The following is a 25,980-nucleotide window of genomic DNA, read 5'->3' as shown; positions in this document are numbered from 1 at the left end:
CCTCTTATTTCTCTAATTCTACTAAAACACTAAGGACTGATAAGGCGTAAAGTGGTGCTGTTTCAGCTCGCAAGATGCGAGGACCAAGCCCTGCCAAGACTGCTCCTTTAGCTTCAAAACTTTCAATTTCTACTGGTGAGAGACCGCCTTCTGGACCAAAGATAAAGAGCAATTTAGCTCCTTTTTCAAGGCCAGTGACTGCTTGTAAGAGCGCAGCGGCTTCTCCCTCTTTTGCTGATTCTTCATAGGCCACTACAATAGAGTCAAACTGGTCAAACTGAGCTAGAAAATCTGCTTTTTTCTCGAAAAGCTGAATACTTGGAACGATATTACGCTTGCTTTGTTCGGCTGCTCCAAGGGCGATTTTTTCTAGTTTTTCGACTTTCTTGCCTAGTTTCTTGCCATCCCACTTGGCAACGGACCAGTCGGCAGGGAAGGCCCAGATTTGACTGGCTCCCAGCTCCGTCACTTTTTGAGTGATGAACTCCAGCTTGTCTCCCTTGGGAAATCCAGATGCGATAGTCACCTGGACTGGTAGTTCCACATTGTCAGTTAATTCTTGGACCAACTCAAACTGACGATTTTCCACATCTATCACGCGCGCCAAGCGCTTGATGCCATCATCAAAGACTAAGGTCACCTCATCCTCTTCTTTCAGGCGCATGACCTGAAACATATGCTTGCTAGTTTCCTTGTCCTTAATGGTGACAGGAGAGACTGCACTACCCTTGACAAAATACTGCTGCATGCTAGCCTCCAATCACACCTGAAATATCCTTGGTTTTCTTAAAGACACAGGCATTCCATTCCCCTTGAATCATGTGAGTTTCAAGGAAAAATCCAGCTGACTCAGCTGACTCGCGCACCATGTCCCACTTGTCCTTGATAATGCCACTCATGATGAGGTAGCCTTCATCCTTGACCAAACGATAAGCATCCTCTGTCAGATGAATGAGAATATCCGCCAAGATATTAGCCACGATGACATCTGCCTCAATCTCCACACCCTTAAGCAAATCTCCAGTAGCAACATGGATATTTTCCATGCCAGGGTTGAGCTCAATATTTTCCTGAGCGACACGAACTGCCACATCATCCAGGTCATAGGCAAAAATTTCCTTGGCACCAAGAAGCGAGCTGGCAATGGAGAGAACACCTGATCCAGTTCCCACATCCAGCACAGTTTCGCCGCCACGAAGAACCTGCTCCAAGGCAAAGAGGCTCATCTTAGTGGTTGGATGCGTCCCAGTCCCAAAGGCCATGCCTGGATCCAGTTTGATAATCTTTTCTCCAGCAGTCGCCTCATAGTCCGTCCAGGACGGCACAATGGTCAAGTCATGAGTGATGCGAGCTGGCTCATAGTATTTCTTCCAGTTGTCTGCCCAGTCTTCCTCAGCCAAGGCAGTCGTGCCCATCTTGACCTCTCCTAGATCCATAAAATCGGTCAATTCTGCTAGACGAGCCTGCAAATCCGCCTCAACCACTGCCACATCAACCGTATCAGGATAGTAGGCGGTCACTACGATTTCTTCTTGTTGCTCGACCTCTGGGAAAATCTCACCAAAACGGTCGACATTCCCCACATAGTCCATGCTGTCTTCGATCGCAACACCTTGCGCCCCCAGCTCAATCAAGAGATTGGAGACCAGCTCCTCTCCCTCACGCTTCACTGTAACTTTTAACTCTTGCCATGTTTCCATTTTGAATCTTCCTTATTTTTCTTGAATTCCTCAATCACATCTGTGTAGTGTTCTTTCATTGCGCTATGAATCTGCTGTTTAAAAATACCAAACGTAAGATAATAAACAAATAGAACAATTCCTGCTAACAGTATCAAAAATAAAAAATATACTGAAAGGGGCAGTACGAGACCTCTACCACTCAGTAAGGGTATAGCAAGCATTAATACCCAAATAACAGCCATAGAAATCCCAGCTACTTTCGTACCACTTTCTCTCTGCTTCTTTAACTTTAAATATTCCATATAGATGAATGTAGCTTCTTCTCTAGAATATTGTCCAGTTTTTAGTTTGCGTTTAACTTCCTTATTTAGTGTCGTTGTTGCAATTGCAAAAATCATTTTATTTCCTCCAAATAATCCCTCACTCTATCCTGCAACTGGGGTACAACCCTATCTGAGCCAAGAAACTCGTCAATGCCCATCAGTTTGTAGCCCTGCCCTTCATCACCAAAGACAATCTTGTCAAACTGTTCCTGATCCAATTTTCCAACTAGAAAGACGGATTCCTTCCCCTCAAAAAGCATACTTGGGTACACCTTACTCCAAAGCAGGCAATCCTCAGTCAGATGAATTCCTAATTCTTCGTAAACTTCACGCGCCGCGCACTCAAAAGGACTTTCATCGCCCTCTCGTCCGCCACCTGGCAATTCCCACATATTGGGCCAAGGAATGCTTACCTTATCATCACGCAAGATAGTTAAAATCCTATCCTCACAAAAGAGGGCAATTTTGCAACCTGTAAAATCAGAAATTTTTATTTCCATATCAGACTCCTTCGGATAATTCTTTCTCCAACTCTGCTAACCAGTTTTCATAATAACGTTTCTCATCCCGCACCAAACGGCTAGTCACCATGTTTTTTCTAGCAATTTTTATAGCCTTGTCAGTCTGATCCCTATCTTTCTTTACCAGAAATTGATACCAGGCTTGCATTATCTGCGTGTCTGCCATTTTTAGAGATAAGAAGGACTTGACTCCTCGATTACTTGCATATTCCTCTGCTTTCTCATGATCCCTTTCTAGCAAGGCAATTTGAAGAAGATATAATTGAGAAATCGTTTTAGACATTGGATTATCTGTTTTCTCTAGCAAAGACTGAAACTGTCGCTTAGCAAGTTCTATATTATCATCCAATATGAATACCAGTCCCTGAAAAATCTGAATGCTTTCTGCAAAACTCCCCCTCACATCCTCAGCAACAGGCATGATAAAGTCTTTCAAATCATATTCTTGAGGAGCTAGCAAGGTCTGGGCAGAATGCCTCAATACCAAGTAGGCGTATTTGGTATTTCAGGGTGTTGTAGCAATTCCCAGATTTTCGCTCCATCGGTAATCCCAACTGGCTTTGCATTGATGAGAAGAAAAGATAGATTTAGACAAATCCAAGTAGTCGCAAAATACCAGCTTCTTGTCAAAACTCCATACAATATCGCCAATAACATCAAACCAAGATGAACCATCAAGCCTCCTGCAAGCATCAGGATGATTCTTCGATTGCTTTCATCTTCCTTCAATCCAATATACTGAGCACCAACGTTTTTCAGAACAGCTGTTCGACTAAGAGAAAACTTGCCTGACTTTTTGGTCAACAGAAAATTCCCTAGTCCAAAAGCCACTAGTCGATAGCCTGTCAGGTAACCGCAAACTGCATGTCCCAGCTCATGAAGGATAAATATCAGATAGATGCTGAAAAAAGTAAATAGGTAGCCTGGAATAAAGACTAAAGAAAAATCTAACTCTTTAAAGGCAATCGTCCCAAAAACAAATCCCAGCATCAAAAAAACAAAGGACAGACTAGAAATAAAAGACAAGCCTATTTTCTTCATATACTTCCTCGCTAGTTCCTAATATCTCGGATAAGGATAAAACCCTCCTTCTTCCAAGCCGACTTTTCCCTCTTCAAAGACTTCTTGGTTCCATTCCATGACGAACTCTTCTGCTTCTGGGTCTTCCAAAAAGTCCATGAGCGCATCCAGCCCAACCTCGGCAGTGTCTTTGAGGAATAGCGCAAAATAAGCTAAAAACTCGCGAGAGAAACCTTTCTTGGGTAGATAAGGGATAACTGTCAAATAGTCTTCCTCATTGACTGTTGACTTGGCAGGATTGTAAAAGAGTACCGCTTCTTCAAAAAGAATGTCGTCTGATGAGACCTCTCCATCCTCATCCAGCATCTCTACTCCCGCAGCATTTTGTGCTTCCAATAAAAAACTCACTTCAACTGCATGATTGCGCTTGTCCCAGCTAATCTCAAAGTCAAAGGGAAAGTTCTTGTCCAATTCTTCCTCTAAAATATCTAAAAATCCGTATGTTGCCATTTTGTCCTCTTTCTATGCGACTCTTAAATCGCCCCGATTACTCGGAAATATGCTAAAATAGATACTACCATCTTACCACATATACATCAGAAAATCCACGCTAGAAAGGACTGCTATGCCAGACAATCTCGCGCTTCGCATGCGCCCTAAAACCATCGACCAGGTCATTGGTCAGGAACATCTGGTCGGGCCTGGAAAAATTATCCGCCGCATGGTGGAAGCCAACCGCCTGTCCTCCATGATTCTTTATGGACCTCCGGGAATCGGCAAGACCAGTATTGCCTCTGCCATCGCAGGGACGACCAAGTATACCTTTCGAACTTTCAATGCGACAGTAGATAGTAAAAAAAGACTCCAAGAAATCGCGGAAGAGGCGAAATTCTCTGGTGGTCTCGTCCTATTACTAGACGAGATTCATAGACTAGATAAAACCAAGCAAGATTTCCTCTTGCCTCTTTTGGAAAGTGGACTAGTCATCATGATTGGGGCTACAACTGAAAATCCTTTCTTTTCTGTCACTCCTGCCATTCGTAGCCGTGTTCAAATTTTTGAGTTGGAACCTCTGTCTAACCAAGACATCAAAGAGGCTCTGCAAATAGCTCTAAGTAACCCTGAGCGTGGTTTTGATTTTCCAGTAGAACTAGATGAGGATGCGCTGGATTTTATTGCTACCTCTACAAACGGAGACCTTCGCTCTGCCTTCAACTCACTGGACTTGGCTGTTCTCTCTACCCCTGAGAATGACGAGGGCATTCGCCATATCACCCTCGACATCATGGAAAATAGCCTGCAACGGAGCTATATTACCATGGACAAGGATGGAGATGGCCACTATGATGTTCTCTCAGCCCTGCAAAAGTCTATCCGTGGCTCAGATGTGGATGCCAGTCTCCACTATGCTGCCCGCTTGATTGAGGCTGGTGATTTGCCAAGTCTCGCTCGTCGCTTGACTGTTATCGCCTATGAAGATATCGGCTTAGCCAATCCTGAAGCTCAGATTCACACCGTGACTGCTCTGGATGCTGCCCAGAAGATTGGGTTCCCAGAAGCCCGCATTCTCATTGCCAATGTCGTGATTGATTTGGCCCTTTCTCCAAAATCCAACTCAGCCTATGTAGCTATGGATAAGGCACTTGCTGACCTCAAAACATCAGGGCACTTGCCTATTCCGCGACATCTGCGTGATGGGCACTACAGTGGAAGCAAGGAACTGGGGAATGCCCAAGACTATCTCTATCCTCACAACTATCCTGGAAATTGGATTAAACAAGACTATCTGCCAGAAAAAATTCGTAATCATCACTATTTCCAAGCAGAAGATACTGGTAAATATGAACGGGCTTTGGCTCAAAGAAAGGAAGCTATCGACCGTTTGCGAAAAATCTGAAATCCTTTTCAAAAAATTGCACTTTCCTCTTGATTTTTTTTGAAAAAGTGGTATTATATAAACATAGAAACGCTGTGGTGTACGACTTCACACTTAAGTGTTGACCGACTATTTTTTGTATTATTAGGGAAACAAAAGTCTTCTAACAGCATGTAGGCCGTCTCACACGGAAACAGCTTCAGTTAGAGCGAGTTGCCCACCTGCTTAATTGCGCGGGTTCAATACAAACCGTGAAGTTTCGGCACCAATACAGCTTTTTTCTTTGCCTCCTTAGCTCAGCTGGCAGAGCAGCGGACTCTTAATCCGTGGGTCACAGGTTCGATCCCTGTAGGGGGCATCTAAATACAACAGGAAAAAGCCTTGTAAATCAAGGCTTTTTTTGCTTGTCTATAACTGATTTACCCCATCATTTGTCCCACATTTTAAATCTATCTTTTCTTTTTGAATCAAATTACATCTTAACAAATAGTGTAAAGCCAGTTACTTTTGCTTTGATGCCATACAATATTTTCATGTAGAGAAGACAAATTTTATCTTCTCTTTTTATTTTCAAAATAATAAAAACTGATTTTCTTTTCATAAATCAGACTGAAACTTCCAAATTTTCCATTTTGTTTATTGACATTTCCTCTAAAAAGGTGTATAATATTTTTATTATCAAACTATACTATACTATATAGGGGGTATTGAAATGAAATTTTCTAATCGTTTACTGCTATTCCTTGCAGGAGTTGTTTTTGTCCTTTTAGGACTTTTCCTATTTACAAACCCAGTAGCTAATCTTGTTGCTTACAGCTGGTGGATTGCATTTGGTTTACTGGTTTCTTCTATAGCAGCTATTTTAGGCTATTTCTCTGTACCAAAAGAGCTTCGCTCACCAGCTCATCTTTTCCAAGGGATTGTTAATCTTCTCTTAGCTCTTTACCTCGTTGCCTATGGCTTTGTGACGCTGCCAGTTGTCATTCCAACTATTTTAGGAATTTGGTTAATTGTAGAAGCCATTATAGCTTTCTTTAAAGGCAATCGTTTGGGATTGATTTTCCCTATTATTGGCAACCATATCATGTGGATAGCGTTGCTTGCATTTTTACTAGGTCTAGTGATTTTGTTCAATCCAGTAGCTACAAGTGTCTTTGTCGTTTATGTCGTTGCCTTTGCATTTTTAATTGTTGGTTTCACCTATATCCTTGATGCCTTTCGTAAATAATCTAGCTGCCATTTTGGGCATATTAAAAAAGCTGGGAAGTTACATTCTCAGCTTTTTCTGTTGCTTCCTTAGCTCAGTTGGTAGAGCAGTAGACTCTTAAGCTATGGGGCGCAGGTTCGAGCCCTGCAGGGGGCATCTAAATCAACAGAAAAAAGCCTTGAAACCAAGGCTTTTTTTAACGTCTAATAGCTTTTTGTAGAAAAGTATTTAAAAATAAAAGAGAAGAGAATCTCTCACTCTCTTCTCAGTATATCTTATTAAATTTAGTTTTTCTTAATCTACCTGATTTTCCTTTGCAACGACAAATTCTTTAACCAGTCGATAGATAACAGCAAATACGGGGGTAAAGAATATCATTCCAAGTAGTCCGAAAAGATTCCCTCCGATACTAGCAGCCGCAAGCGTGAAAATAGCTGGCAAACCAATAGACTGCCCTACAACTCTAGGATAAATAAGGTTTCCTTCAATCAGCTGTATAACTTGATATAGAAGAAGAGAAAGTAAGGCTTGAGTAGGACTCACTGTGAAGATAAAAATCGCTCCCACAACACAAGCAATCATAGGCCCTACATAAGGAATGAACGATAGCACTCCTGCAAAGATACCTGTCATTACTCCATAGGGTATCCCAAACACGCTGTAACCAACCGCTATCATAACTCCTATGATAACTGCTTCAATCAGCTGACTCATCAAAAATTGGTCATAAGTCTCTAGTGCTACTTGTCCAATGTAAGTCAACTTTATCACCACCTTCTCTGGAAGAAAAACTTTTAGAAGTCGACTCGTCATCGCTGCCAAATGTTCCTTACTGGATAAAAATAAAAAGGTGAAGACTATAATCAAAAAGGCATTCATCAAACTTGAAAAAATATTGCCGATATTACTAGTCAGACCTGATAAAAAACCTATCAAAGCTTGGCTAATAGAACTAGATTGTCCCTGTATGCCTGATACGATAGTTGACAACATGTCTTTGGTTACAAATTCCGAGCTGTCTAGCAATTTCCCAAGTTGAGTCAGGACTGTTGAAAGGACTGCTCCCAGCTGACTAATAGTCTGAGCTAGGGTTGGCAGCACCAAAACCAAAAGAGCAATCACGATTAAGATAAGAGCTAGGAAAACAAGTACCATGGCAATCGGACGACGCAACTCTGCCTTTACCTTCAATTTAACTAAATACTGTTCAATTTTTTTCATAGGAACATTAAGCACAAAAGCAATAACAGCACCATAAATCAAGGTTGATATTACATCAAAGAGAGAGATTGCTCCTGATATAAAGCTCGATGCATTCAGAATTACAAGAGCAACCAGCCCTATAAAAAGGATTAACGGAGTATATTTTTTAACTAAGTTCATAAATTCTCCTTAATAAACATGTTTAGATACGACTATACTATTTGGTTTTTCAAACTCTCGATCAAGGTAGGCTTGGTAAGTTCCTGGAGCGATAAATCCTTTGGGTGAGAGGATATCGGTGCCAGCCTGACCGACTATGGTATCAGCCAAGAGCACACAGTTTGTAGATAAGACAAAGTAGGATTTAAACTTAGATTTGATAAATTTATAAAGTTCCCCATCTGTCTCGTGTCTGATTTTATAAGCGTAGGTGTAGTCTTCCTTACCATCACCTGTCATGATTTTATCTGCACTTGGCTCCCATGGAATTGTCAGTTGTTTCAATTCAGCCAACTTTTTCTGAACTGCTTTTTCCATTTCAGGCGTCAAATATATCCCATAACCAAAAAGCGTTTTTTGACTCTCACGTTTACATAGGTCAATGTACTTGTCACGATCACAGAAATATAAGACACCATCTCCTACCATGCCAAATAAGGTCTCAGAAGACGGATCATAGTTGCCATAAGAAATAACACGGCCTTGATAGCAGATATCCACATGACCAATTGCCGAAAACAGAGAGGTCTCAGCTGTATGAACAAAAATTTCAAGCTCCGCTGTCTTACCAGACTTCACCATTCCAAGATGGATATCTTCTTCCTCATCAGCATTTTCCAGCATAAATTTGTTAATTTTTGCTAAAGTTCTTGCAGGGATGAGAGCGGCTAGGACAATAGGTAAGCTAATTCTAATGCGACGTTTGAGATGGTTTTTCCCAATTTCCTCCTCAAACAAGAAACCATCACGGATATTGGACACACCATAAAGGAAAAAATAAGCCCCTAATACAAAGAGTTGAAAGACAGAATTTCCTGTAGAGGACAAAAGACTAGTCCCACCAAGAAAAACTAGTACGAGTCCATCTAGTAAGAGACGAAAACGAGGTCGAATTTTGTTTTTGCGGTAGAGAACATAGGTGACAAGGTTGATAGTAGCATGAAAAATCTGATAAACTCCAATCACAAGAGCCAAAATATAAATCGGCACATCCGTCGCAAAATTGGAGCCAAGCAAATATCCCAGCACTAACAATTTAACCAGTGCAACTCCCAAGGTGTCCGTTGACTGACTTTTTTTGAAAATACGTAATACTAAATCTAAGACCGTTGCTATCCAAGCTAAAAACAGAACCAGTCGAATAACCGTTACTGGCAACCAAGTCCCCGTAACCATCAAGATAAGACCTAGCAGAACAAATAAGAAACCCTGAGCAAGTAATTTCCTACCTGTCAGACCTAAAGATAGAATTTTTTCCATATAAAAACCTTTCAACAATAAAAATTAAACACTCCGATTAAACTGACTAGTAAATAGCCAACACTACAAACAGCCTGTGCCAGCAACATATGGTGACTAGAAATGACTGTAGTAATGTCACCATCTTGTCTTATGCACTTCTAAAAATTGTTTTATTGATTCGAAAACAAAGCTAATAAAAATTAACTAAACTTGAGAGATAAGTACAATTGAGACGAAAAAATGTATAACCAATTCAACTTGTTAAGGTAAGAAAGCATTATTTCCAATCTATTAATTATTCATCTATTGCTTATTATGACACAATATTCCCTATAGTTCAACTTTTTACTTGTTTTTATATTACACGGACTAAAAAGTTTTCAACAGTTGATTGCATGTGTTTTAATAAGTTTTAACCTTTCTTGGTTAGATAAAAAAAGAACCATACAGTTTAGAATCTGTATGGTTTTTGCCCCACTTTTGTCCCATTTTTAAATCATGACATTGAAAATACCTAAAATCACTTATATTTCAATATTTTTAATTGCTCTCAATATGAAAGTCCTTTCCAAATCCCTGTAGGGGGCATCTAAATCAACAGGAAAAAGCCTTGGAATCAAGGCTTTTTTGTGTAGTCTTAGCACTAAAAAACGATAGAAAAAACACCCCTTCTGAACTACACCCCAAAAGTTAGACAGAAAAAACCTAACTTTTGTGGCGCAGTTCATTCGCGACACATAAAGTTATTTAAGAATCTCTTTTTCTTTTATTGCTATTTTCTGTTATAATAAATTGTACTTCTAAAATAGAAAGGTCTTAAGATGACAACTCTTGTTAAACATAAACGTGTAAATTATTCAGAACTTTTTTATGATCTAGTTTTTGTTTTTGCGATTTCAAAAGTAACTGCTTTAATTCACCATCTTCATAACGGTATTTTGACTTGGAATTCTTTCCTTGATTTTCTCATTGCTACTTTGATTCTCATCGATTCCTGGATGATTCAAACCGATTATACCAATCGCTATGGAAAGAACTCTTTATTTAACATAGTAATCATGTTTATCAAAATGGGAATTTTACTCTTTATAGCCAATATGATTGGACCTGATTGGCAACAATATTTTCATTATGTCTGTTGGGCTATTGGTACATTAACCCTTACCTTATTTTTTCAATATTTGGTTGAGTTTTTTAAAAAATCAACCGATAATGTTCATAGGGAAAGTATCAAAGGTTTTCTATGGATAACAGGTCTACGAAGTTTAGAAATCTATCTAGCAGCTCTTCTTCCTATTTACATTGGAGTCTATATCCTTTATGCTAGTATTCTGCTAACATTTATTACGCCAAGTATCTTGCTTAATAAAGATAAGCATTACCAGGTAAATCTCCCCCATTTAATCGAGCGCATCTCCCTTCTTGTCATTATTATGTTTGGAGAGATGATTACGGAGCTAGCTAACTTCTTTACAATCGAGAATTTCTCGATTTATTAGGTTCTTTATTTCATTATTATGATTTCTCTGTTCTTGTTTTATTTTGGTCAATTCGACCATGCTATTGATGAAAAATCTAATCAAAAGGGGCTATTTCTAATTTACAGTCACTATCCTATTTTCATTGGACTTATGATGATGACTGTATCGATGGGATTTCTTCAGAATCCTGAAGCTAATCGTCTCTTTGCAACCAGCTTCTCTTATATCGGATTTGGCCTCTTTCAAGCTGCTGTCCTAGTAAATGGGCCCCATAACAAACACTATCTTCGCTATTCGAAAAGTTACTACTGTGTCCAAGCTACACTCTATCTGGCTGCCTTTATTCTCTCTTTAATCTTTGCTTCTAATCCTATAATAGTAGTGAGTATAACAACCATTTTAGCTCTAGCTATAGCCATTCATTTTATTTATTTTTATATGACACAGAATAAAAAATATTCCAAATCTAACTGGGAGTTATTTTAATGAGTTTATAACATAAAAAAAGCTTTGGGAACCAAGGCTTTTTTTTCATTAATTTGTTTTTCCATTTTATTCTCCAATTTGATCTCGCACTGACATTTATTTATAACAAAACTATATATCTAGAATAGCATAATCATTAGGTATTATAGGTTTTCAAACAAAATACGAGTCATTCGTTTTTGCCCCACTTTTGCCCCATTTTTAAATCCTGACATTGAAAATACCTAAAAGTATTTCCCTAAAATCAGCTATATTTCAACATTTTTGTTTATTTTCAATATGAAAAGTTCTTACAAATCCATGCAGGGGGCATCTAAATACAACAGGAAAAGTCTTGAGTTCCAAGGCTTTTTTGCTTGTTCCGAACAAAAACATGACAAGATTTTAGGATATTCTGAGTCTAGTATAGATAAAATTCTTTCCTTATAAAACAAAAAACGCTATCTAGCGTTTTTTGTTATTCTTAGTTACTCGTCTAGTCGAATAAACATCATTGCGTTAAGCAAAGAGATGAGAGCGACTGTATTGACATTATTGGAATAGATTAGTCTCTTATTTTCAATAGGAGGAATAATAAAATTAGAAATAATGATATCGTAAGGTGAATCTTTTAGGGACTCAAGTGATAACTCTAATTCACTCCAAACTTCCAGTTCAAAATTGTTGCTGCAATAATAAGAAAGTGTTTCCGCTACTGATTTTGCATGATACTGATCAAAATTGCTCATGACTAAAACCTTTAATTTAGGTTGATTTTGTAAAAGATTTAGAACTAAGTGTTTGCTATGGGTGATAAAAGTATAGGATAAATGATTGACTTTCATCGAATTGCAATCCATATCCAAACCCTCTAGATAATGTTCAATTCCTTCCTTCACCTCTGAAACAAATCGAGGAAAAATATTTTGAAAGTTCTTGATTGTATTGCCTTTTTGATCAAATAAGATAAACTCTGTCGATAATTCCTGACGATGCAGATGTGCTGTATTATGCAGATGCCAAATCAGATTGTCCTTATTGTCTACTTGGAGATTATAGTCTCTTGATACCTGATCTACTAGGTCGCCCAATAACTGATACGATTTTTTTACATAGCTGTCTGTTTTTGCATGGTTAAGAAATACTTCTTCATCTATGAAAAACATTTTTTGAAAATAGGATACAAACAGTTGACCTATCACTTCTTTATTCAGAGAGATATGATATTCAGAATCAAAGCTCGCTACAATCTCTTCGATTTCTTCTGCCTCCATGAAAGATTCCAACAAATGATTGTTAAAAGAATTTTTCTCAACTTCCAAGAAATGACCAAACTTTATTCGGTATAAATTTGTTACGAGGAGCAACTTTAACATCCTTTGAGTTGCGAAATTGACAGGAAATGCTGTTTCTTTATAGACCAGTGCCAACAGCTTACACAAAGGTTCTACTGAAAAATCTTCAAAAGGCCATTCAAGGAAATAATATTTCTCTGAAAAATACTGGGCAAAAAAGTAACGGATATCGATTTCATTTCCAGTGATTCGAACTGGATTAAGGCTGATTTCAAAACGATATTGTTTCTTAATAATTTTATTAATATGACTGATGATACGGTAAAGAGAGGAAGAACTAATGTAAAACTCTTTGCAAATACTATCCGTATCACACCCTTCATTAAAGAAGATAAATTCTAATATTGAAAAGTGAGTTGAATGCTTAAAAAAATGATGATAGACCATTTCAATATCACTATCGTCAGTATTTATGATACGGATACCATTTGTTGAGGAATGAAATAGCAAGTCAGGAAAAGAAGATCTAACATGGGACAAGTCATCTTTTACAGAACGTTCTGCACAGTGCAATAATTCTGCTAGTTCTGAAATATGAAACCAGCGCTTGTTTTCAAATAGTAATTCTAATAATTCTAATTGTCTGTGACTTTTTTTCGATAATAAATCTCTCATGAATAGCTTTTCTCTCTTTATAATAAACTAAAGGATTGTCTTTCAATCTTCATGCAATTATACCACATGGAGTGCATTTATCCTCTTACAACGACTTTTGCTTGTCATAAAAAGACCAGTCTAATCCCTTAGAAACCCAGTAGCATCAAGATTTTCTTATTTATTTGTATCTAAAGTACATGTTTACGATATGTAATTCAAGACAAACTATTATGTTTCCAAGTTGAAATACTATATAATTAGTGTAATCAAAGAAATTGATTCTTTGATTTAGAAATAGAAAAGGAGGATACACTATGTTGTGGTCCATTATTGTAGGAGGTCTTATTGGTCTCATCGCAGGTGCAATCACTAAAAAAGGTGGTTCAATGGGATTGATTGCAAATATCTTTGCAGGTCTTATCGGTTCGTCTGTAGGGCAATCACTTCTAGGAAGCTGGGGACCTTCATTGGCTGGAATGGCTATTATTCCGTCAATCGTTGGTGCTGTGATTGTTGTTGCAGTCGTTTCATTTCTATTTGGTAAAAAATAAGCATTACCTAATAAGAAATTAAAAGTGATAAGCCATAATTTTGAATACTGTAGACGGGTAAAATTATGGTTTAAAGCTTTTCATTTGAAAGGATTTAATATGTCAAAATCAAAGAAAATATTGTTACTTATTTTCTGTATCTTAATCTTGACTATTTTCCTTCCTATTCTCATAGATTATCATCAGGTCAGTGATTTAGGAATCCACTTATTCAGTTGGAGAGAACTCTACGCTGAATTCCTGATTGCTAGATATGTCTTTTGGGGGACACTTGTCCTATCTGTTTTAGTTTTAATTTCAATGTTAGTGATACTCTTTTATCCTAAACAATATCTAGAGATTCAATTAGAAACTCAAGAAGATACATTAAAACTAAAAAATTCAGCTATCGAAGGCTTTGTTCGATGTTTGGTCATTGATCATCAGTTGATCAAAGAACCAACGGTCCATGTAAATAGCCGCAAAAATAAATGTTTCGTTTCTGTTGAAGGGAAAATTCTTCCCTCAGACAACATCTCAAATCGATGTCTAGTCATTCAGAATGAAATAACTCATGGATTAAAGCAGTTCTTTGGTATTGAACGTGAGGTAAAACTTGAAGTTAAAGTAAAAGAAGTTGAACCTCAAAAAACGACCAAAAAGACTGTTAGTCGTGTAAAGTAAGGAAGTAAAAATGGAATGGTTTAAAAAATACCAGTATCCAATTATTGCAGGTCTAGTAGGTGTCATTCTCGCTTGCTTTATCTTATCCTTTGGCTTTTTCAAAACATTATTTGTACTAATTTGTGGAGCCTTAGGAGCATTTGCAGGATACTATGTTAAGGAAAAATATTTAAATAAATAAATAAAGGAGTCTCGTATGTCAAACGTAGATAAAAATGTAGAAAAAAAAGATGTCGCTGTTGTTTCTCAAGATGTTAAAGGGGAACTCACTTATGAGGATAAAGTCATCCAAAAAATCATTGGTCTTTCACTTGAAAAAGTACCTGGACTTTTGGATGTGGATGGAGGATTCTTCTCTAATCTAACAGAAAAAATTATCAATACGGATAATGTCACTCATGGTGTCAATGTTGAAGTTGGGAAAGAACAAGTAGCAGTTGACTTGAACATTGTTGTTGAATACCAAAAGAATGTCCCTGCTTTGTACAAAGAAATCAAAGATGTTGTCGTATCACAAGTTACAAAAATGACTGATCTAGAAGTTGTTGAAGTCAATGTGAATGTTGTTGATATCAAAACGAAGGAACAGCATGAAGCAGATTCAGTTAGCCTCCAAGACCGAGTAACTGACGTGGCTTCTTCAACAGGAGAATTTGCTTCAGAACAATTTGAAAAAGTGAAATCTGGTATCGGTTCAGGTGTAGCTGCTGTTCAAGAAAAAGTAGGCGAAGGTGTTGAAGCCGTTAAGGGCGAAACAAATGAAAAAGCTCGCGTACACTAATTCATCTGATCAAAATCAATCAATTTAAAGGAGGCAGAATCATGTCAACCGAAGAAAAATTAAACCAAGCAAAAGGTTCCATTAAAGAAGGTGTCGGCAAAATGATCGGCGATGAAAAAATGGAAAAAGAAGGAACAGCTGAAAAAGTTGTTTCTAAAGTAAAAGAAGTTGCTGAAGATGCTAAAGACGCTGTCGAAGGGGCTATTGAAGGTGTTAAAAACATGCTTCACAAAGACGAAAAATAAGACTAAACGTTAATTGACCTTTTTATCTATAGTAGTCAAAAAGAGGACCGCAAATGTCCTCTTTTTTTGTAGATCGGATTCTAAACACGCTTCCCAATTTTCGCTAAAAGGTAGTGTCAACAGGAAAAGCCTTGGTTTCAGGGCTTTTTTGCTTACTTAAAATAGTATGTTTTTATTGAATTGAAACAAATTTTAAAAGCTTGCACACTACTAGACTGGCTTATTTATCCACCACCTGAGCCTCAAATTGGGCTGGTTGGTTGTCTACATTGGTAATGGTTATCGTGTAGGGCTTGTTATTGGTGGCATCAAAGACTTTTTCACCTTGGTAACTCACAACAACTCCATCTTTTTCTAAATAAATATCTGCTTGATTGTTTGGAAGTTCTTCATCCTCCTCATCGAAACCATGGCTTTTTGTAATTTTTTGTCCCTCTACTTCATAGTAAACATCACCATTTCTCTCACTCCAAACACTAGAGCCAGTTAATTTAATTCTGCTAGAATCTTTTTTCTTCAAGATGAAGATTGAATAGTATTCCAAATCTTGTGTTCTGGGGGTTACTTTTAAGTTGACGGATTGACCTAGTTGAAGAGTGTATTTGCCATAGTTCAAAACGGAAAAGACAAACCAAACTAGCAGCAAACTATACAAGACTCCTATAATCATTCGTGAGCGCCTACTTTTAAACAAACGTAAAAGTAACACAAAAGAGACAATAAAGAGCAATTCTGTAAACATTCTTCTCCCCTTTTCTCATCATCGTTGACATCCTAAACAGAGTCTCGCATCCATTTCCCACTAGTAACATCAACCATACAAAGTCTGATACATCTTATCTAGAAAAGCTTTCAACTCTTTTCGAACAATCTTTAATAGGCGTTCTTCTTCGGCTTGAGAGATGTTCACACTTTCTTTTTTCTGATTACTAATATTAGAATAGTAACTACGTTTTAGGGTTAAATGATGATCTAAAATATAGTAGGCATTTATTTTTTCCTCATCTACCATTGTTTCAAATAAAAACGAGACTTCATCCCTTCTAGGATTCAACATTTTCAAATCGATGTCTCCTTTTATCCCTATGGAGTCAATTCCTCCATCCAAGCGAATGGCACCGTCGGGAGGAACAATATAGCCTGCTTTTCGCATATCAGACGCATATTTCCCTGAATCCATTAAACGTTGTAAGACAGCTATAGTGTCCTTTTCTTCAAAGGAGGTTTTTAATTGGATGCGTTCTTGGTGGCTTTGATACTGAAAATAAAGAGTGATACCAACAACTAAGGCAAGTGCAGAAGCAAGCAAGATTCGTATTTTTCTAGGTCTCGACATTTTTATCTCCTCTATCTTAGAAATCATAGAAGTCTTGTTTCTAACTTTGAAAGATAACTTCCTTATCCTTGAAGATCCTTGGGACTCTAGCCCCACGTGACTATTACCTGCCCTTTTTCATGATGTATTTTCGTATAGGTACTTCAACCATTTGAACGGTTTCAAATCCTTCTTTTTGGTAAAGCTTGTAAGCTGTTTGATTTGCCTCGTAGACATTTAGAGAAATAGTGTCTATGTCTTCATTTTCAAAGGCCAAACTAACAAATTTCCTTAAAGCCCGGCTACCTAAGCCCTGCCCCTGTTTCTGGGGATTGATAAAAAATCTCCCGATATGAAGATTCCTGTCTTCTAGCCTGATTTTCTGGATAAGCCCCACAAACTCTTGTCCATCAAAGATTGAAAAGATTCCTTCCAAATCTTGCAAGATTTGAATTGTTAAGGGAAAAGGAATCATTGTTCCCATCCATTGTTCTTGAAAGGATTTGCCAAGGGAGTTTGACCATTGGCATACGTGCTGAGAATTTTCTGTGCTCACATTTTCTTCAAAACGAATTGTCATCTTGACCTCACCATCTTATCAATGTTTCTTTATTATACTACTTCTTCTATTTTTTACGAATAGATAAGTATGATTGATCTTTATTTTTTTCTCGTCGGGAGCATTCTCGCTTCCTTTCTCGGTTTAGTCATTGACCGTTTTCCTGAGCAATCCATTATTCGACCAGCTAGTCACTGCGATTCCTGTCAGACTCGCTTGCGTCCCTCAGATTTGATTCCGATCCTCTCTCAGCTCTTCAATCGCTTTCGCTGCCGCTACTGCAAGGCACACTATCCTTTCTGGTATGCCCTTTTTGAATTGGGCTTAGGACTCCTCTTTCTAGCTTGGTCATGGGGCTGGATTTCCTTGGGTCAAGTCATCCTAATCACTGCTGGCTTGACCTTAGGCATCTACGACCTTCTCCATCAGGAATATCCCTTGCTGGTCTGGCTGACGTTTCACCTAATCCTCATGGCTTTCTGTGGCTGGAATCTGGTTATGGTCTTCTTCCTTGTCCTCGGAATCATGGCTCATTTCATAGATATCCGCATGGGCGCAGGAGATTTCCTCTTTCTAGCTTCTTGTGCTCTCGTCTTTAGTGTGACCGAATTACTCATCTTGATTCAGTTTGCTTCTGCGACGGGGATCCTAGCTTTTCTCCTGCAAAAGAAAAAGGAAAGACTTCCTTTTGTGCCTTTCCTCTTACTTGCTACTTGTGTGATTATTTTTGGTAAGCTACTGCTTGTTTGATAAAGTCCTCAATCGGCTCTCCTTGGTGGAGAGCTTTTACAATTTTCGAACCGACGATAACGCCATCTGACACCGCATTGAAACGTTCGACATCGGCTTGACTAGATACACCAAAACCTGTCAAGACTGGGATGTCGGCTACTTGATGCAATTGTGCCAAGTGCTTGTCCAAGTCTGCTCGGTAGTTTCCTGATTTCCCTGTCACCCCATTGATAGCAACGGCATAGACAAAGCCTTCTGCTCCCTTGATCAACTCTTTTTGGCGATCAATCCCTGTTGTCAAACTAACTAGGGGAATCAAGGCGATGTCTGTGTCTGCCAAAAATGGCTCTACAAAATTGGCATGTTCATGAGGCAGGTCTGGAATAATCAAGCCCTTAACTGCTGTATCTGCCAAATCTTTGACAAATTTCTTCACACCGTACTGAAAAAGGGGGTTGAAGTAGGTCATGATGACAAGTGGTACCTCAGTTTGAATGATTTTCAAGGTTTCAACCAAAGCCTGAGTAGACGTCCCGTGAGCTAGACTGCGCAAGCCTGCTTCTTCGATCACAGGTCCATCTGCAACAGGGTCTGAAAAGGGAATACCCACTTCAATAGCTGAAACACCCAAATCTTCTAAAAAGTGGATTGTTTCAGCGAGACCATCCAAACCTTTCTCATGGTCTCCAGCCATGATATAAGGAACAAAAATTCCTTTTCCAGTTGCTTTGATAGCGTTCAATTTTTCTGTTAGTGTCTTAGGCATGGGCTTCTCCCTTCTTTACTACATCTGCTTCCAAGCGGTCTTTGACTTGGACTACATCCTTATCCCCACGACCGGACAGGCAGACAATCATAGACTTGTCTGGCCCGAGTTCTTTGGCCAATTTCACTGCAAAGGCAATGGCGTGGCTTGATTCCAAGGCTGGGATAATCCCTTCCACACGAGACAAGAGTTTGAATCCTTCCAAGGCTTCCTCGTCAGTCACAGGAACATAGCTGGCACGTTTGATATCGTGGTAGTGAGAGTGTTCTGGACCGATACCAGGATAGTCCAAACCGGCTGAGATAGAGAAAGCCTCAAGAATTTGACCATGGGCATCTTGAAGCACATCCATGAGGGAACCGTGAAGGACACCCGGACGACCCTTGGTCAAGGTCGCTGCATGGTGCTCTGTATCCACACCAAGCCCTGCTGCTTCAGCCCCATACATGGCAACAGACTCATCTTCTACAAAGGGATGGAAGAGACCGATAGCATTAGAACCACCACCAACACAGGCTACTAGGGCATCTGGTAAGTCTTGTCCTGTCAAGTCACGGTACTGTTGTTTAGCTTCTCGACCGATGACACTTTGGAAGTCACGAACAATTTCTGGGAATGGATGAGGTCCCAAGGCAGAACCAAGGATATAGTGGGTATCATCGATATTCGCTACCCATGAACGAAGGGCTGCATTAACTGCATCCTTGAGTACGCGCGAACCATCTGTCACGGCCTCGACCTTGGCTCCCAAAAGCTCCATACGGAAGACATTTAGGGCTTGGCGTTTGACATCTTCCTCACCCATGTAAATGGTACATTCCATGTTAAAGAGGGCCGCAGCTGTTGCAGTTGCCACACCGTGCTGACCAGCACCTGTTTCAGCGATAATTTTCTTTTTACCCATACGTTTAGCCAGAAGAACTTGTCCCAAGGCATTGTTAATCTTGTGGGCCCCTGTATGGTTGAGGTCTTCCCGTTTGAGATAAATCTTGGCTCCGCCGATATGCTGGGTCAAGTTTTTTGCGTAGTAAAGGGGAGTTTCACGTCCTACATACTGGCGTAAGAGCTGGTTTAATTCCTCTTGGAAACTTGGGTCCGCCTGACTTTCACGATAAGCTTTTTCCAACTCCAAAACTGCTGTCATCAATGTTTCTGGGACGAAACGTCCACCGAATTTTCCGTAAAATCCATCTTTATTTGGTTCTTGATATGCCATGCTTTACCCTCTCTATAAATCTTCTAATCTTTTCCTGATCTTTTTGTCCATCTGTCTCCACTCCGCTCGATACATCTACTGCATAGGGAGTGAAGTGTTGAATTGCTTTTGCTACATTGTCTTCCTTAAGCCCACCTGCGATAAAGAAGGGCTGAGCAAGTTCTGCTGTATCCAGTTGACCCCAGTCAAAGGTCTGACCACTCCCTGCCACAGGCGCATCAAAGAGTAGATAGTCTGCCCGAGAATGAGGCACATGACCATTTCCATCCACCTGCACAGCCTGAATGCTGGCACAAGGCAGATCCTCAAACAAATCATCTGCTACCTGACCATGAAGTTGAACCAAGTCCAAACCAACTTTTTCAATCGCTTCTAGCAGTTGAGCTCGACTTGGTGAAACAAATACACCAACCTTTTTAACGTTGACAGGAATGAGCTTTGCCAGCTCAGCAGCCTGTTCCAAGGTCACCTGCCTTTTACTAGGTGCAAAGACAAAACCGATGTAGTCCGCCCCTGCTGATACGGCTGTCTCTACCGCTTCTTTGGTCGACAGTCCACAAATCTTAACCTTTGTCAATCTGCAACTCCTTGATTCTTTGAGCCACATCCTCTGCCTGCATGAGAGCTGTTCCTACCAAAATTCCGTTAAAGTATGGTGCTACTCGTTCTGCATCCAGCCCTGTTAAAATGGCAGATTCAGAAATGTAATAGCGACCTTCCTTAAAGTGCTGGGCCAAGTCTACACTGGTCTGCAAGTCGACCTCAAAGGTGGTCAAGTTGCGGTTGTTAACCCCAATAATCTCAGCACCAAGTCTATGGGCCACTTCTAGTTCAGCTAGATTGTGAGTCTCCACCAAGACTTCCAGACCAAGCTCTGTCGCGTAGTCATACAGTTCCTTGAGGCGTTCTTCTGACAAAGCAGCCACGATGAGCAGGATAACTGTCGCTCCGGCATTGCGAGCACGGATGATTTGCTTTTCATCGATGATAAAGTCCTTGTTGAGCGTTGGAATGTTTACCTGACTAGAAATCTCCCGCAGATAATCCAAATGCCCTTTAAAGAAAACCTCATCTGTCAAAACCGAAATCATCACTGCACCATTTGCTTCATAAGTCTGGGCCTGTTGCACAATATCCACATCGAGATTGATATCTCCCAGACTAGGGCTAGCCTTCTTGACTTCAGCGATTACCTGTAAACGATCTTGGTGATTCTTCAAAAATTCAGCTAGGCGATAGGTCTGGCGTAGGGGCTGGACTTCCTCCAGCTCCATCTGCTCGACCTCATGAGCCTTCTGCTCCAAAATTCGTGCTAAAAATTCCTGACTCATTTTTGATACTCCTGTAACAGTCTGAGTTTTTCTAGGGCCTTACCACTAGCAATCACTTGACGGGCCAAGGCAACTCCTTCCTTGATACTAGCTACCTTACCATTGGCATAGAAACCAAGACCAGCATTCAAGACTGTCGTTTCCAAGAATGGACTTGGTTCGTTTTGAAGAACGCTAAGCAAAATCTCTGCATTTTCCTGAGCATTCCCTCCACGGATATCTTCGATAGCGTAGTGTTTCATCCCCAAATCCTCTGGAGTGAAACTTGACAAGGTGATTTCGCCATTTTCAAGAAGAGCAATCTTGGTTGTTCCGTTCAAGCCAGCTTCATCAAGACCTTCTGGTCCAGCAACCACGATGGCACGTTTGCGACCCATATTTTTCAAAACCTGAGCTGTACTTTCTAGAAGTTCTGGACGACTAATGCCAAGCAGCTGTGTTTCCAAGGCCATTGGGTGAATCAGTGGACCAGTCAAGTTCATGATCGTTGGAATTCCCAATTCCAAACGAGCTGGCATGATGTACTTCATAGCTGGGTGCATATTTTTAGCAAAGAGAAAGACGATTCCAGTTTTATCGAAAACCTTACCTAGTTCAGCTGGTTTGAGGTCAAGATTGATGCCCAATGCTTGAAGGACATCTGCCGAACCTGATTTAGAAGAAATCGAACGGTTACCGTGCTTAGCCATATGAATGTCGCCACCAGCCAAGACAAAGGCTGCAGTTGTGGAAATGTTAAAGCTGAAAGACTTGTCACCACCTGTACCACAGTTGTCCATTGCATCATGGATTTCAGTTGGAATGTGTTGGGCATGGCCTCTCATGACTTGTGCAATGGCTGTGCGTTCTTCAGGTGTTTCCCCCTTCATCTTAAGGGCCAAGAGAAGAGAAGCAATCTGCGCTTCGGTTACACGCCCAGTTACGATACGCTCGATTACATCCGTCATTTCCACACCTGATAAATTTTCAAATTTTGCTAATTTTTCAATAATCTCTTTCATATAGGCAACCTCACTTTACAACCTTCTCAATAAAATTCCGAATAGAAGACAAGCCATCTGGCGTTCCAATACTTTCTGGATGGTACTGGAAGCCATAAATCGGCAGGCTTTTGTGTTGAATTCCCATAATGGCTTGGTCATCAGTAGAACGAGCTGTCACTTCAAACTCTTCTGGCATTTCTTCTATCAAAATACTGTGATAACGCATGACTGGACGACCATCCTCAATGCCTTGATAGAGAAGAGATGGCGCTTCAAAGCTGATATGGCTCTGTTTCCCATGCATGACCTTGGGAGCCAAGCCTAGCTTCCCACCAAAGACTTCTGCGATAGCTTGGTGACCCAAACAAATCCCTAAAATCGGCTTCTTACCTGCAAAATCACGAATCATGTCTTCCATCTTTCCAGCATCCACTGGCCAACCTGGACCGGGAGAAAAGACCAGACCATCTGCTTTTTCAGCTTCTTCATACAGCTTAGGATCATCATTTCTCAGGACCTGCACTTCTGCAAAATTCCCAATGTATTGAGCCAAGTTATAGGTAAAAGAATCATAGTTGTCAATCAATAAAATCATGGTCTTAGTTCTCCAATTCTAGTCATAGATTTAGCCTTGTTAATGGTTTCTTGGTATTCGTTTTGGGCGATAGAGTCATAGACAATCCCTGCCCCAGCCTGCACATAGGCTGTTTGATTTTTGAGAATCATTGTTCGGATGGCAATGGCGAAATCCATATCACCCGTCGCAGACAAGTAGCCGATTGCTCCTGCGTATACGCCTCGTTTTTCCGTCTCCAGTTCATAGATGCGTCTCATGGCCCGAATCTTTGGTGCTCCTGAAACTGTTCCAGCTGGAAGTGTAACTTTCAAGGCATCCATGGCAGTGAGGTCTGGAAGCAAACGTCCCTTGACCACGCTGGTCAAATGCATGACATAGCGGAAGAGCTCCACTTCCATATACTTGGTGACTTGGACACTGGCTGTTTCAGAGATGCGGCCAATATCGTTACGTCCCAAGTCTACCAACATCCGATGTTCTGCTGTTTCCTTCTCATCAGAAAGCAGGTCAGTCGCCAAGGCCTTGTCCTCTTCATCCGTAGCCCCTCTTGGTCGCGTACCTGCAATCGGATTGGTAGTTACGATGCCATTTTTGACAGAAACCAAACTTTCTGGACTAGCACCAATGATTTGATAATCCCCAAAATCATAGAAATAAAGGTAATTAGATGGATTGGTCACGCGGAGATTTCTGTAGAAGTCAAATGGATTTCCAGTAACTTCTGCTGAGAAACGCTGGCTGAGCACGCATTGGAACATATCGCCATTACGAATCAAGTCGCGAGCTGTTTCCACCATTTCCTCAAACTTCTGAGGAGCGATATGCGGTTTGAAGTTCAGCGGAGATAAATCCAAGTCTTCAAATTCATTTGGAGCAGGGATGCGTAATTCCTCAAGTACTTGGTTCAAGGCTTTTTCCAAGTCTTCTTGACTGCGATCGCTATAGAAAGCATCCTCAATGACATGGATTTTTTCCTTCTTGTGGTCAAAAACCATATAGCTCTCATAGACAAAGAAATGCATGTCTGGCGTCCCAATCGTATCCTCAGGGATTTGACCGATTTCTTCATAGAGCGAAATCATATCGTAACCGACAAAGCCAATAGCTCCCCCACCAAAAGGGAGATCTGAATGGTGTTGGCTCTTATGAGTCACTTCATAAAGGAAATCCAAGGGATCCCGATCAATCACTTGACCATTTTGATAGAGGACTCCATTTTCAAACTGAATCTCAAAAACTGGATTATAGGCTAGGATAGAAAAACGAGCGGTTTCCTTGTCTCTCGGAATACTCTCTAAGATCACCTTGTGTTGCCCCTTTAGGCGCATATAAGCCAAGATTGGTGATAAGACATCTCCATGAATGATTCGTTCCATTGTAATTTCCCTTTCAGTTCTACTTCTAATCCGTGGCGACTGTATGAAAAATCCCCACGCAAAATAACTTGCGTGAGGACGAAATTCGCGGTGCCACCTCAATTATAGGATTTCTCCTATCTCTCATTCCTGTCTCAGAACTTTCCTGTAACAGGCTGTGCGATAAAGGGCACTCCCTTGAGAATTATGTTTTCTTCTCTCGTTTCAGATGGACCCAACCTTACAGCTTTCTCTGCTTGTTTCCAGCAACCACAAGCTCTCTGGGAAAGAAAGTACTGTAATTTTTCCATCTTTTATTTTTTAGCTTCTAGGTAGTCTGCAATCGCAGCTACGTCCTTGTCTCCACGACCAGAGACATTGATGATGATAATATCATCCTTACTTAGTTTCGGTGCACGTTTAACCGCTTCTGCGATGGCGTGCGAACTTTCAATCGCTGGGATAATCCCTTCAGTCTTGCTTAGAAGGAGCAAGGCTTGAACAGCTTCTTCATCTGTCGCTGCTACGTATTCTACGCGGCCTGAATCTTTGAAGTAGGCGTGTTCTGGGCCGACCCCTGGATAGTCCAAACCAGCTGAGATAGAGTAAACTGGCGCCAGCTCTCCGTCTTCCTTAAAGACTGCATAGGTCTTCATACCATCGACAATTCCGACACTACCTTTTGTCATAGTGGCTGCATGCTTGTCTGTGTCAAGTCCATGACCGGCAGCTTCGACCCCAACCAATTTGACTTCTTCATCAGCCACATACTGTGAAAAAGCACCGATAGCATTGGAACCACCACCTACACAGGCAATGACGTAGTCTGGTAAACGGCCTTCTTTTTCCAAGATTTGACGGCGAGATTCTTCACTGATGACCTTTTGGAATTCATGAACAATTGTAGGATAAGGATGAGGTCCTACAGCAGATCCCAAAACGTAGAAGGCTTCAAGGTCATTCATCCATGCTCCAAAGGCTGCATCGACCGCATCCTTGAGAGTTCGTGTCCCTGTTTCAACTGCGTGAACGGTCGCTCCCATCATCTCCATACGGAAAACATTGAGACGTTGACGCTCCACATCTTCTGCCCCCATGTAGACATCACAAGCCATACCAAACTTGGCTGCAGCAGCTGCTGTCGCAACACCGTGCTGACCAGCTCCTGTTTCCGCAATCACTCGTTTTTTGCCCATACGTTTGGCAAGAAGAATTTGTCCTAAAACGTTGTTAAGTTTGTGAGAACCAAGGTGGTTAAGATCTTCGCGCTTGAGATAAATCTTAGCGCCACCTAAGTGATCTGTCAAACTTTCCGCAAAATAAAGCGGTGTTTCACGACCTGAATAATCCTTCAAGTAATGGCGAAATTCTGCCAAAAACTCTGGATCATCCTTGTATTTGTCAAATGTCATTTCCAACTCATCCAACAAAGCCTGAATCGGCTCCGGTACAAAACTACCACCAAATTGTCCAAAATAACCTTTAGTTGTCATAAATTTTTCCTCTTTCCATATTAATTCGGCTTTTTGTTTGCTTTTAGTAGTAGGCAAGGAGCTGCAGATAGAACTCAAGTTCATCAAAGCGACTTAACGCCCTAATAAAAGATAAACAAAATGACCGAAAGAAAAAAGCCCACACACAGAATCTACTTCCATGTGAGGGCGTTGGTAACGCGGTGCCACCTCAATTATAAAGGGACTATTCCCCTTTACATC

At 40.4% G+C, this 25,980-nt stretch carries 27 protein-coding genes, 2 tRNA genes and 2 pseudogenes; 11 read left to right on the top strand and 20 right to left on the bottom strand.

Annotation, left to right across the window (positions count from 1 at the left end; all coding sequences use genetic code 11):
* Nucleotides 1-4: 4 nt before the first annotated feature.
* The 6 genes and pseudogenes from HMPREF3057_RS02250 to HMPREF3057_RS02225 form a co-directional block, all read right to left on the bottom strand.
* The gene (locus HMPREF3057_RS02250) at nt 5-748 is read right to left on the bottom strand and encodes a 16S rRNA (uracil(1498)-N(3))-methyltransferase (RefSeq protein ID WP_070696177.1); all 744 of its coding nucleotides are present in this window, start codon (nt 746-748) and stop codon (nt 5-7) included.
* Nucleotide 749: 1 nt separating this feature from the next.
* Nucleotides 750-1,700, bottom strand: a complete 951-nt coding sequence (gene prmA, locus HMPREF3057_RS02245; protein WP_070696175.1) for a 50S ribosomal protein L11 methyltransferase — start codon at nt 1,698-1,700, stop codon at nt 750-752.
* Entirely contained in the window at nt 1,679-2,080 is a 402-nt protein-coding gene (locus HMPREF3057_RS02240) for a hypothetical protein (RefSeq protein WP_070696173.1), read from the bottom strand. Before HMPREF3057_RS02240 ends, prmA begins: the two co-directional genes overlap by 22 nt.
* The gene (locus tag HMPREF3057_RS02235) at nt 2,077-2,505 is read right to left on the bottom strand and encodes an NUDIX hydrolase (protein ID WP_070696170.1); all 429 of its coding nucleotides are present in this window, start codon (nt 2,503-2,505) and stop codon (nt 2,077-2,079) included. The genes HMPREF3057_RS02240 and HMPREF3057_RS02235 overlap by 4 nt, the downstream gene beginning before the upstream one ends.
* 1 nt (nt 2,506) lies before the next feature.
* A pseudogene (locus tag HMPREF3057_RS02230) lies at nt 2,507-3,567 on the bottom strand (site-2 protease family protein).
* Between the two features lie 18 nt (nt 3,568-3,585).
* Nucleotides 3,586-4,056: a DUF3013 family protein gene (locus HMPREF3057_RS02225; RefSeq protein ID WP_070696167.1), complete on the bottom strand. Its 471-nt coding sequence runs from the start codon at nt 4,054-4,056 to the stop codon at nt 3,586-3,588.
* Between the two features lie 115 nt (nt 4,057-4,171).
* Between HMPREF3057_RS02225 and HMPREF3057_RS02220 the strand changes: the two genes are divergently transcribed.
* The 4 genes from HMPREF3057_RS02220 (at nt 4,172) to HMPREF3057_RS02205 (ending at nt 6,785) form a co-directional block, all read left to right on the top strand.
* Nucleotides 4,172-5,443: a replication-associated recombination protein A gene (locus HMPREF3057_RS02220; protein WP_049489627.1), complete on the top strand. Its 1,272-nt coding sequence runs from the start codon at nt 4,172-4,174 to the stop codon at nt 5,441-5,443.
* Between the two features lie 264 nt (nt 5,444-5,707).
* Nucleotides 5,708-5,780 (top strand) — tRNA-Lys (locus HMPREF3057_RS02215).
* A gap of 354 nt (nt 5,781-6,134) precedes the next feature.
* The gene (locus tag HMPREF3057_RS02210; RefSeq protein ID WP_000672739.1) at nt 6,135-6,650 is read left to right on the top strand and encodes a DUF308 domain-containing protein; all 516 of its coding nucleotides are present in this window, start codon (nt 6,135-6,137) and stop codon (nt 6,648-6,650) included.
* A 62-nt stretch (nt 6,651-6,712) separates the two neighbouring features.
* Nucleotides 6,713-6,785, top strand: a tRNA-Lys gene (locus HMPREF3057_RS02205).
* Between the two features lie 138 nt (nt 6,786-6,923).
* On the opposite strand, the gene HMPREF3057_RS02200 is transcribed toward HMPREF3057_RS02205, so the two are convergent.
* Entirely contained in the window at nt 6,924-8,012 is a 1,089-nt protein-coding gene (locus HMPREF3057_RS02200; protein WP_070696165.1) for an AI-2E family transporter, read from the bottom strand.
* A gap of 9 nt (nt 8,013-8,021) precedes the next feature.
* Nucleotides 8,022-9,311, bottom strand: a complete 1,290-nt coding sequence (locus HMPREF3057_RS02195; RefSeq protein ID WP_042768538.1) for a membrane protein — start codon at nt 9,309-9,311, stop codon at nt 8,022-8,024.
* A gap of 803 nt (nt 9,312-10,114) precedes the next feature.
* Here HMPREF3057_RS02195 and HMPREF3057_RS02190 point away from each other — a divergent pair.
* Nucleotides 10,115-11,260, top strand: a pseudogene (locus HMPREF3057_RS02190) (low temperature requirement protein A).
* Between the two features lie 467 nt (nt 11,261-11,727).
* On the opposite strand, the gene HMPREF3057_RS02185 reads toward HMPREF3057_RS02190, so the two are convergent.
* Nucleotides 11,728-13,209, bottom strand: a complete 1,482-nt coding sequence (locus HMPREF3057_RS02185) for an AcpB/EbpR/MafR family transcriptional regulator (RefSeq protein ID WP_070696164.1) — start codon at nt 13,207-13,209, stop codon at nt 11,728-11,730.
* 296 nt (nt 13,210-13,505) lie between these two features.
* On the opposite strand from HMPREF3057_RS02185, the gene HMPREF3057_RS02180 reads away from it, so the two are divergent.
* From HMPREF3057_RS02180 to HMPREF3057_RS02160, 5 genes are all read left to right on the top strand, one after another.
* A complete protein-coding gene (locus tag HMPREF3057_RS02180) occupies nt 13,506-13,742 on the top strand; it encodes a GlsB/YeaQ/YmgE family stress response membrane protein (protein ID WP_000964741.1) in 237 nt (78 codons plus the stop codon).
* A 99-nt stretch (nt 13,743-13,841) separates the two neighbouring features.
* Nucleotides 13,842-14,405 (top strand): alkaline shock response membrane anchor protein AmaP, encoded by a 564-nt coding sequence (gene amaP, locus HMPREF3057_RS02175; RefSeq protein ID WP_049489624.1) that lies wholly within the window; start codon nt 13,842-13,844, stop codon nt 14,403-14,405.
* Between the two features lie 10 nt (nt 14,406-14,415).
* Nucleotides 14,416-14,586 carry a DUF2273 domain-containing protein gene (locus HMPREF3057_RS02170; RefSeq protein WP_000454669.1) on the top strand — a complete coding sequence of 57 codons (171 nt, stop codon included), beginning with the start codon at nt 14,416-14,418 and terminating at the stop codon, nt 14,584-14,586.
* A 15-nt stretch (nt 14,587-14,601) separates the two neighbouring features.
* Nucleotides 14,602-15,186 (top strand): Asp23/Gls24 family envelope stress response protein, encoded by a 585-nt coding sequence (locus HMPREF3057_RS02165; protein ID WP_070696162.1) that lies wholly within the window; start codon nt 14,602-14,604, stop codon nt 15,184-15,186.
* A gap of 41 nt (nt 15,187-15,227) precedes the next feature.
* Nucleotides 15,228-15,431, top strand: a complete 204-nt coding sequence (locus HMPREF3057_RS02160; RefSeq protein WP_000102421.1) for a CsbD family protein — start codon at nt 15,228-15,230, stop codon at nt 15,429-15,431.
* A 220-nt stretch (nt 15,432-15,651) separates the two neighbouring features.
* Here the strand turns inward: HMPREF3057_RS02160 and HMPREF3057_RS02155 are convergent, their stop codons facing one another.
* The 3 genes from HMPREF3057_RS02155 to HMPREF3057_RS02145 form a co-directional block, all read right to left on the bottom strand.
* Nucleotides 15,652-16,173 (bottom strand): hypothetical protein, encoded by a 522-nt coding sequence (locus HMPREF3057_RS02155; RefSeq protein ID WP_070696160.1) that lies wholly within the window; start codon nt 16,171-16,173, stop codon nt 15,652-15,654.
* A 69-nt stretch (nt 16,174-16,242) separates the two neighbouring features.
* Nucleotides 16,243-16,767, bottom strand: a complete 525-nt coding sequence (locus HMPREF3057_RS02150) for a thiol-disulfide isomerase (RefSeq protein WP_070696158.1) — start codon at nt 16,765-16,767, stop codon at nt 16,243-16,245.
* 103 nt (nt 16,768-16,870) lie between these two features.
* Nucleotides 16,871-17,326 carry a GNAT family N-acetyltransferase gene (locus HMPREF3057_RS02145; protein ID WP_070696156.1) on the bottom strand — a complete coding sequence of 152 codons (456 nt, stop codon included), beginning with the start codon at nt 17,324-17,326 and terminating at the stop codon, nt 16,871-16,873.
* Between the two features lie 69 nt (nt 17,327-17,395).
* On the opposite strand from HMPREF3057_RS02145, the gene HMPREF3057_RS02140 reads away from it, so the two are divergent.
* A complete protein-coding gene (locus HMPREF3057_RS02140; RefSeq protein WP_070696154.1) occupies nt 17,396-18,055 on the top strand; it encodes a prepilin peptidase in 660 nt (219 codons plus the stop codon).
* Here HMPREF3057_RS02140 and trpA read toward each other — a convergent pair.
* The 8 genes from trpA to trpB (HMPREF3057_RS02095) all read right to left on the bottom strand — a co-directional run bounded on the left by trpA (nt 18,027) and on the right by trpB (HMPREF3057_RS02095) (nt 25,758).
* Nucleotides 18,027-18,803, bottom strand: a complete 777-nt coding sequence (gene trpA / locus HMPREF3057_RS02135) for a tryptophan synthase subunit alpha (protein ID WP_070696152.1) — start codon at nt 18,801-18,803, stop codon at nt 18,027-18,029. The genes HMPREF3057_RS02140 and trpA overlap by 29 nt on opposite strands.
* Nucleotides 18,796-20,019 (bottom strand): tryptophan synthase subunit beta, encoded by a 1,224-nt coding sequence (trpB, locus tag HMPREF3057_RS02130; protein WP_070696150.1) that lies wholly within the window; start codon nt 20,017-20,019, stop codon nt 18,796-18,798. The genes trpA and trpB (HMPREF3057_RS02130) overlap by 8 nt, the downstream gene beginning before the upstream one ends.
* Nucleotides 19,997-20,596 (bottom strand): phosphoribosylanthranilate isomerase, encoded by a 600-nt coding sequence (locus HMPREF3057_RS02125; protein ID WP_070696148.1) that lies wholly within the window; start codon nt 20,594-20,596, stop codon nt 19,997-19,999. The genes trpB (HMPREF3057_RS02130) and HMPREF3057_RS02125 overlap by 23 nt, the downstream gene beginning before the upstream one ends.
* On the bottom strand, nt 20,583-21,350 hold the full coding sequence (trpC, locus tag HMPREF3057_RS02120; RefSeq protein ID WP_070696147.1) for an indole-3-glycerol phosphate synthase TrpC: 768 nt from the start codon (nt 21,348-21,350) through the stop codon (nt 20,583-20,585). The genes HMPREF3057_RS02125 and trpC overlap by 14 nt, the downstream gene beginning before the upstream one ends.
* The gene (gene trpD / locus HMPREF3057_RS02115; protein WP_049520405.1) at nt 21,347-22,351 is read right to left on the bottom strand and encodes an anthranilate phosphoribosyltransferase; all 1,005 of its coding nucleotides are present in this window, start codon (nt 22,349-22,351) and stop codon (nt 21,347-21,349) included. Before trpD ends, trpC begins: the two co-directional genes overlap by 4 nt.
* A 10-nt stretch (nt 22,352-22,361) precedes the next feature.
* Nucleotides 22,362-22,928: an aminodeoxychorismate/anthranilate synthase component II gene (locus HMPREF3057_RS02110; RefSeq protein WP_042768746.1), complete on the bottom strand. Its 567-nt coding sequence runs from the start codon at nt 22,926-22,928 to the stop codon at nt 22,362-22,364.
* On the bottom strand, nt 22,925-24,286 hold the full coding sequence (trpE, locus tag HMPREF3057_RS02105; protein ID WP_042768748.1) for an anthranilate synthase component I: 1,362 nt from the start codon (nt 24,284-24,286) through the stop codon (nt 22,925-22,927). Before trpE ends, HMPREF3057_RS02110 begins: the two co-directional genes overlap by 4 nt.
* A gap of 293 nt (nt 24,287-24,579) precedes the next feature.
* Nucleotides 24,580-25,758: a tryptophan synthase subunit beta gene (gene trpB, locus HMPREF3057_RS02095; protein WP_045616748.1), complete on the bottom strand. Its 1,179-nt coding sequence runs from the start codon at nt 25,756-25,758 to the stop codon at nt 24,580-24,582.
* Nucleotides 25,759-25,980 lie beyond the last annotated feature (222 nt).

The sequence above is a fragment of the Streptococcus sp. HMSC072D05 genome, from assembly GCF_001815805.1.
Classification (GTDB): Bacteria; Bacillota; Bacilli; order Lactobacillales; family Streptococcaceae; genus Streptococcus.
This window is presented reverse-complemented; position numbering and strand designations above follow the sequence as displayed.

Bases quoted from the DNA above. Each gene is read 5' to 3' on its own strand.
- HMPREF3057_RS02250 (WP_070696177.1), bottom strand. From the start codon at position 748: ATGCAGCAGTATTTTGTCAAGGGTAGTGCAGTCTCTCCTGTCACCATT.
- prmA (WP_070696175.1), bottom strand. From the start codon at position 1,700: ATGGAAACATGGCAAGAGTTAAAAGTTACAGTGAAGCGTGAGGGAGAG.
- HMPREF3057_RS02240 (WP_070696173.1), bottom strand. From the start codon at position 2,080: ATGATTTTTGCAATTGCAACAACGACACTAAATAAGGAAGTTAAACGC.
- HMPREF3057_RS02235 (WP_070696170.1), bottom strand. From the start codon at position 2,505: ATGGAAATAAAAATTTCTGATTTTACAGGTTGCAAAATTGCCCTCTTT.
- HMPREF3057_RS02225 (WP_070696167.1), bottom strand. From the start codon at position 4,056: ATGGCAACATACGGATTTTTAGATATTTTAGAGGAAGAATTGGACAAG.
- HMPREF3057_RS02220 (WP_049489627.1), top strand. From the start codon at position 4,172: ATGCCAGACAATCTCGCGCTTCGCATGCGCCCTAAAACCATCGACCAG.
- HMPREF3057_RS02210 (WP_000672739.1), top strand. From the start codon at position 6,135: ATGAAATTTTCTAATCGTTTACTGCTATTCCTTGCAGGAGTTGTTTTT.
- HMPREF3057_RS02200 (WP_070696165.1), bottom strand. From the start codon at position 8,012: ATGAACTTAGTTAAAAAATATACTCCGTTAATCCTTTTTATAGGGCTG.
- HMPREF3057_RS02195 (WP_042768538.1), bottom strand. From the start codon at position 9,311: ATGGAAAAAATTCTATCTTTAGGTCTGACAGGTAGGAAATTACTTGCT.
- HMPREF3057_RS02185 (WP_070696164.1), bottom strand. From the start codon at position 13,209: ATGAGAGATTTATTATCGAAAAAAAGTCACAGACAATTAGAATTATTA.
- HMPREF3057_RS02180 (WP_000964741.1), top strand. From the start codon at position 13,506: ATGTTGTGGTCCATTATTGTAGGAGGTCTTATTGGTCTCATCGCAGGT.
- amaP (WP_049489624.1), top strand. From the start codon at position 13,842: ATGTCAAAATCAAAGAAAATATTGTTACTTATTTTCTGTATCTTAATC.
- HMPREF3057_RS02170 (WP_000454669.1), top strand. From the start codon at position 14,416: ATGGAATGGTTTAAAAAATACCAGTATCCAATTATTGCAGGTCTAGTA.
- HMPREF3057_RS02165 (WP_070696162.1), top strand. From the start codon at position 14,602: ATGTCAAACGTAGATAAAAATGTAGAAAAAAAAGATGTCGCTGTTGTT.
- HMPREF3057_RS02160 (WP_000102421.1), top strand. From the start codon at position 15,228: ATGTCAACCGAAGAAAAATTAAACCAAGCAAAAGGTTCCATTAAAGAA.
- HMPREF3057_RS02155 (WP_070696160.1), bottom strand. From the start codon at position 16,173: ATGTTTACAGAATTGCTCTTTATTGTCTCTTTTGTGTTACTTTTACGT.
- HMPREF3057_RS02150 (WP_070696158.1), bottom strand. From the start codon at position 16,767: ATGTCGAGACCTAGAAAAATACGAATCTTGCTTGCTTCTGCACTTGCC.
- HMPREF3057_RS02145 (WP_070696156.1), bottom strand. From the start codon at position 17,326: ATGACAATTCGTTTTGAAGAAAATGTGAGCACAGAAAATTCTCAGCAC.
- HMPREF3057_RS02140 (WP_070696154.1), top strand. From the start codon at position 17,396: ATGATTGATCTTTATTTTTTTCTCGTCGGGAGCATTCTCGCTTCCTTT.
- trpA (WP_070696152.1), bottom strand. From the start codon at position 18,803: ATGCCTAAGACACTAACAGAAAAATTGAACGCTATCAAAGCAACTGGA.
- trpB (WP_070696150.1), bottom strand. From the start codon at position 20,019: ATGGCATATCAAGAACCAAATAAAGATGGATTTTACGGAAAATTCGGT.
- trpC (WP_070696147.1), bottom strand. From the start codon at position 21,350: ATGAGTCAGGAATTTTTAGCACGAATTTTGGAGCAGAAGGCTCATGAG.
- trpD (WP_049520405.1), bottom strand. From the start codon at position 22,351: ATGAAAGAGATTATTGAAAAATTAGCAAAATTTGAAAATTTATCAGGT.
- HMPREF3057_RS02110 (WP_042768746.1), bottom strand. From the start codon at position 22,928: ATGATTTTATTGATTGACAACTATGATTCTTTTACCTATAACTTGGCT.
- trpE (WP_042768748.1), bottom strand. From the start codon at position 24,286: ATGGAACGAATCATTCATGGAGATGTCTTATCACCAATCTTGGCTTAT.
- trpB (WP_045616748.1), bottom strand. From the start codon at position 25,758: ATGACAACTAAAGGTTATTTTGGACAATTTGGTGGTAGTTTTGTACCG.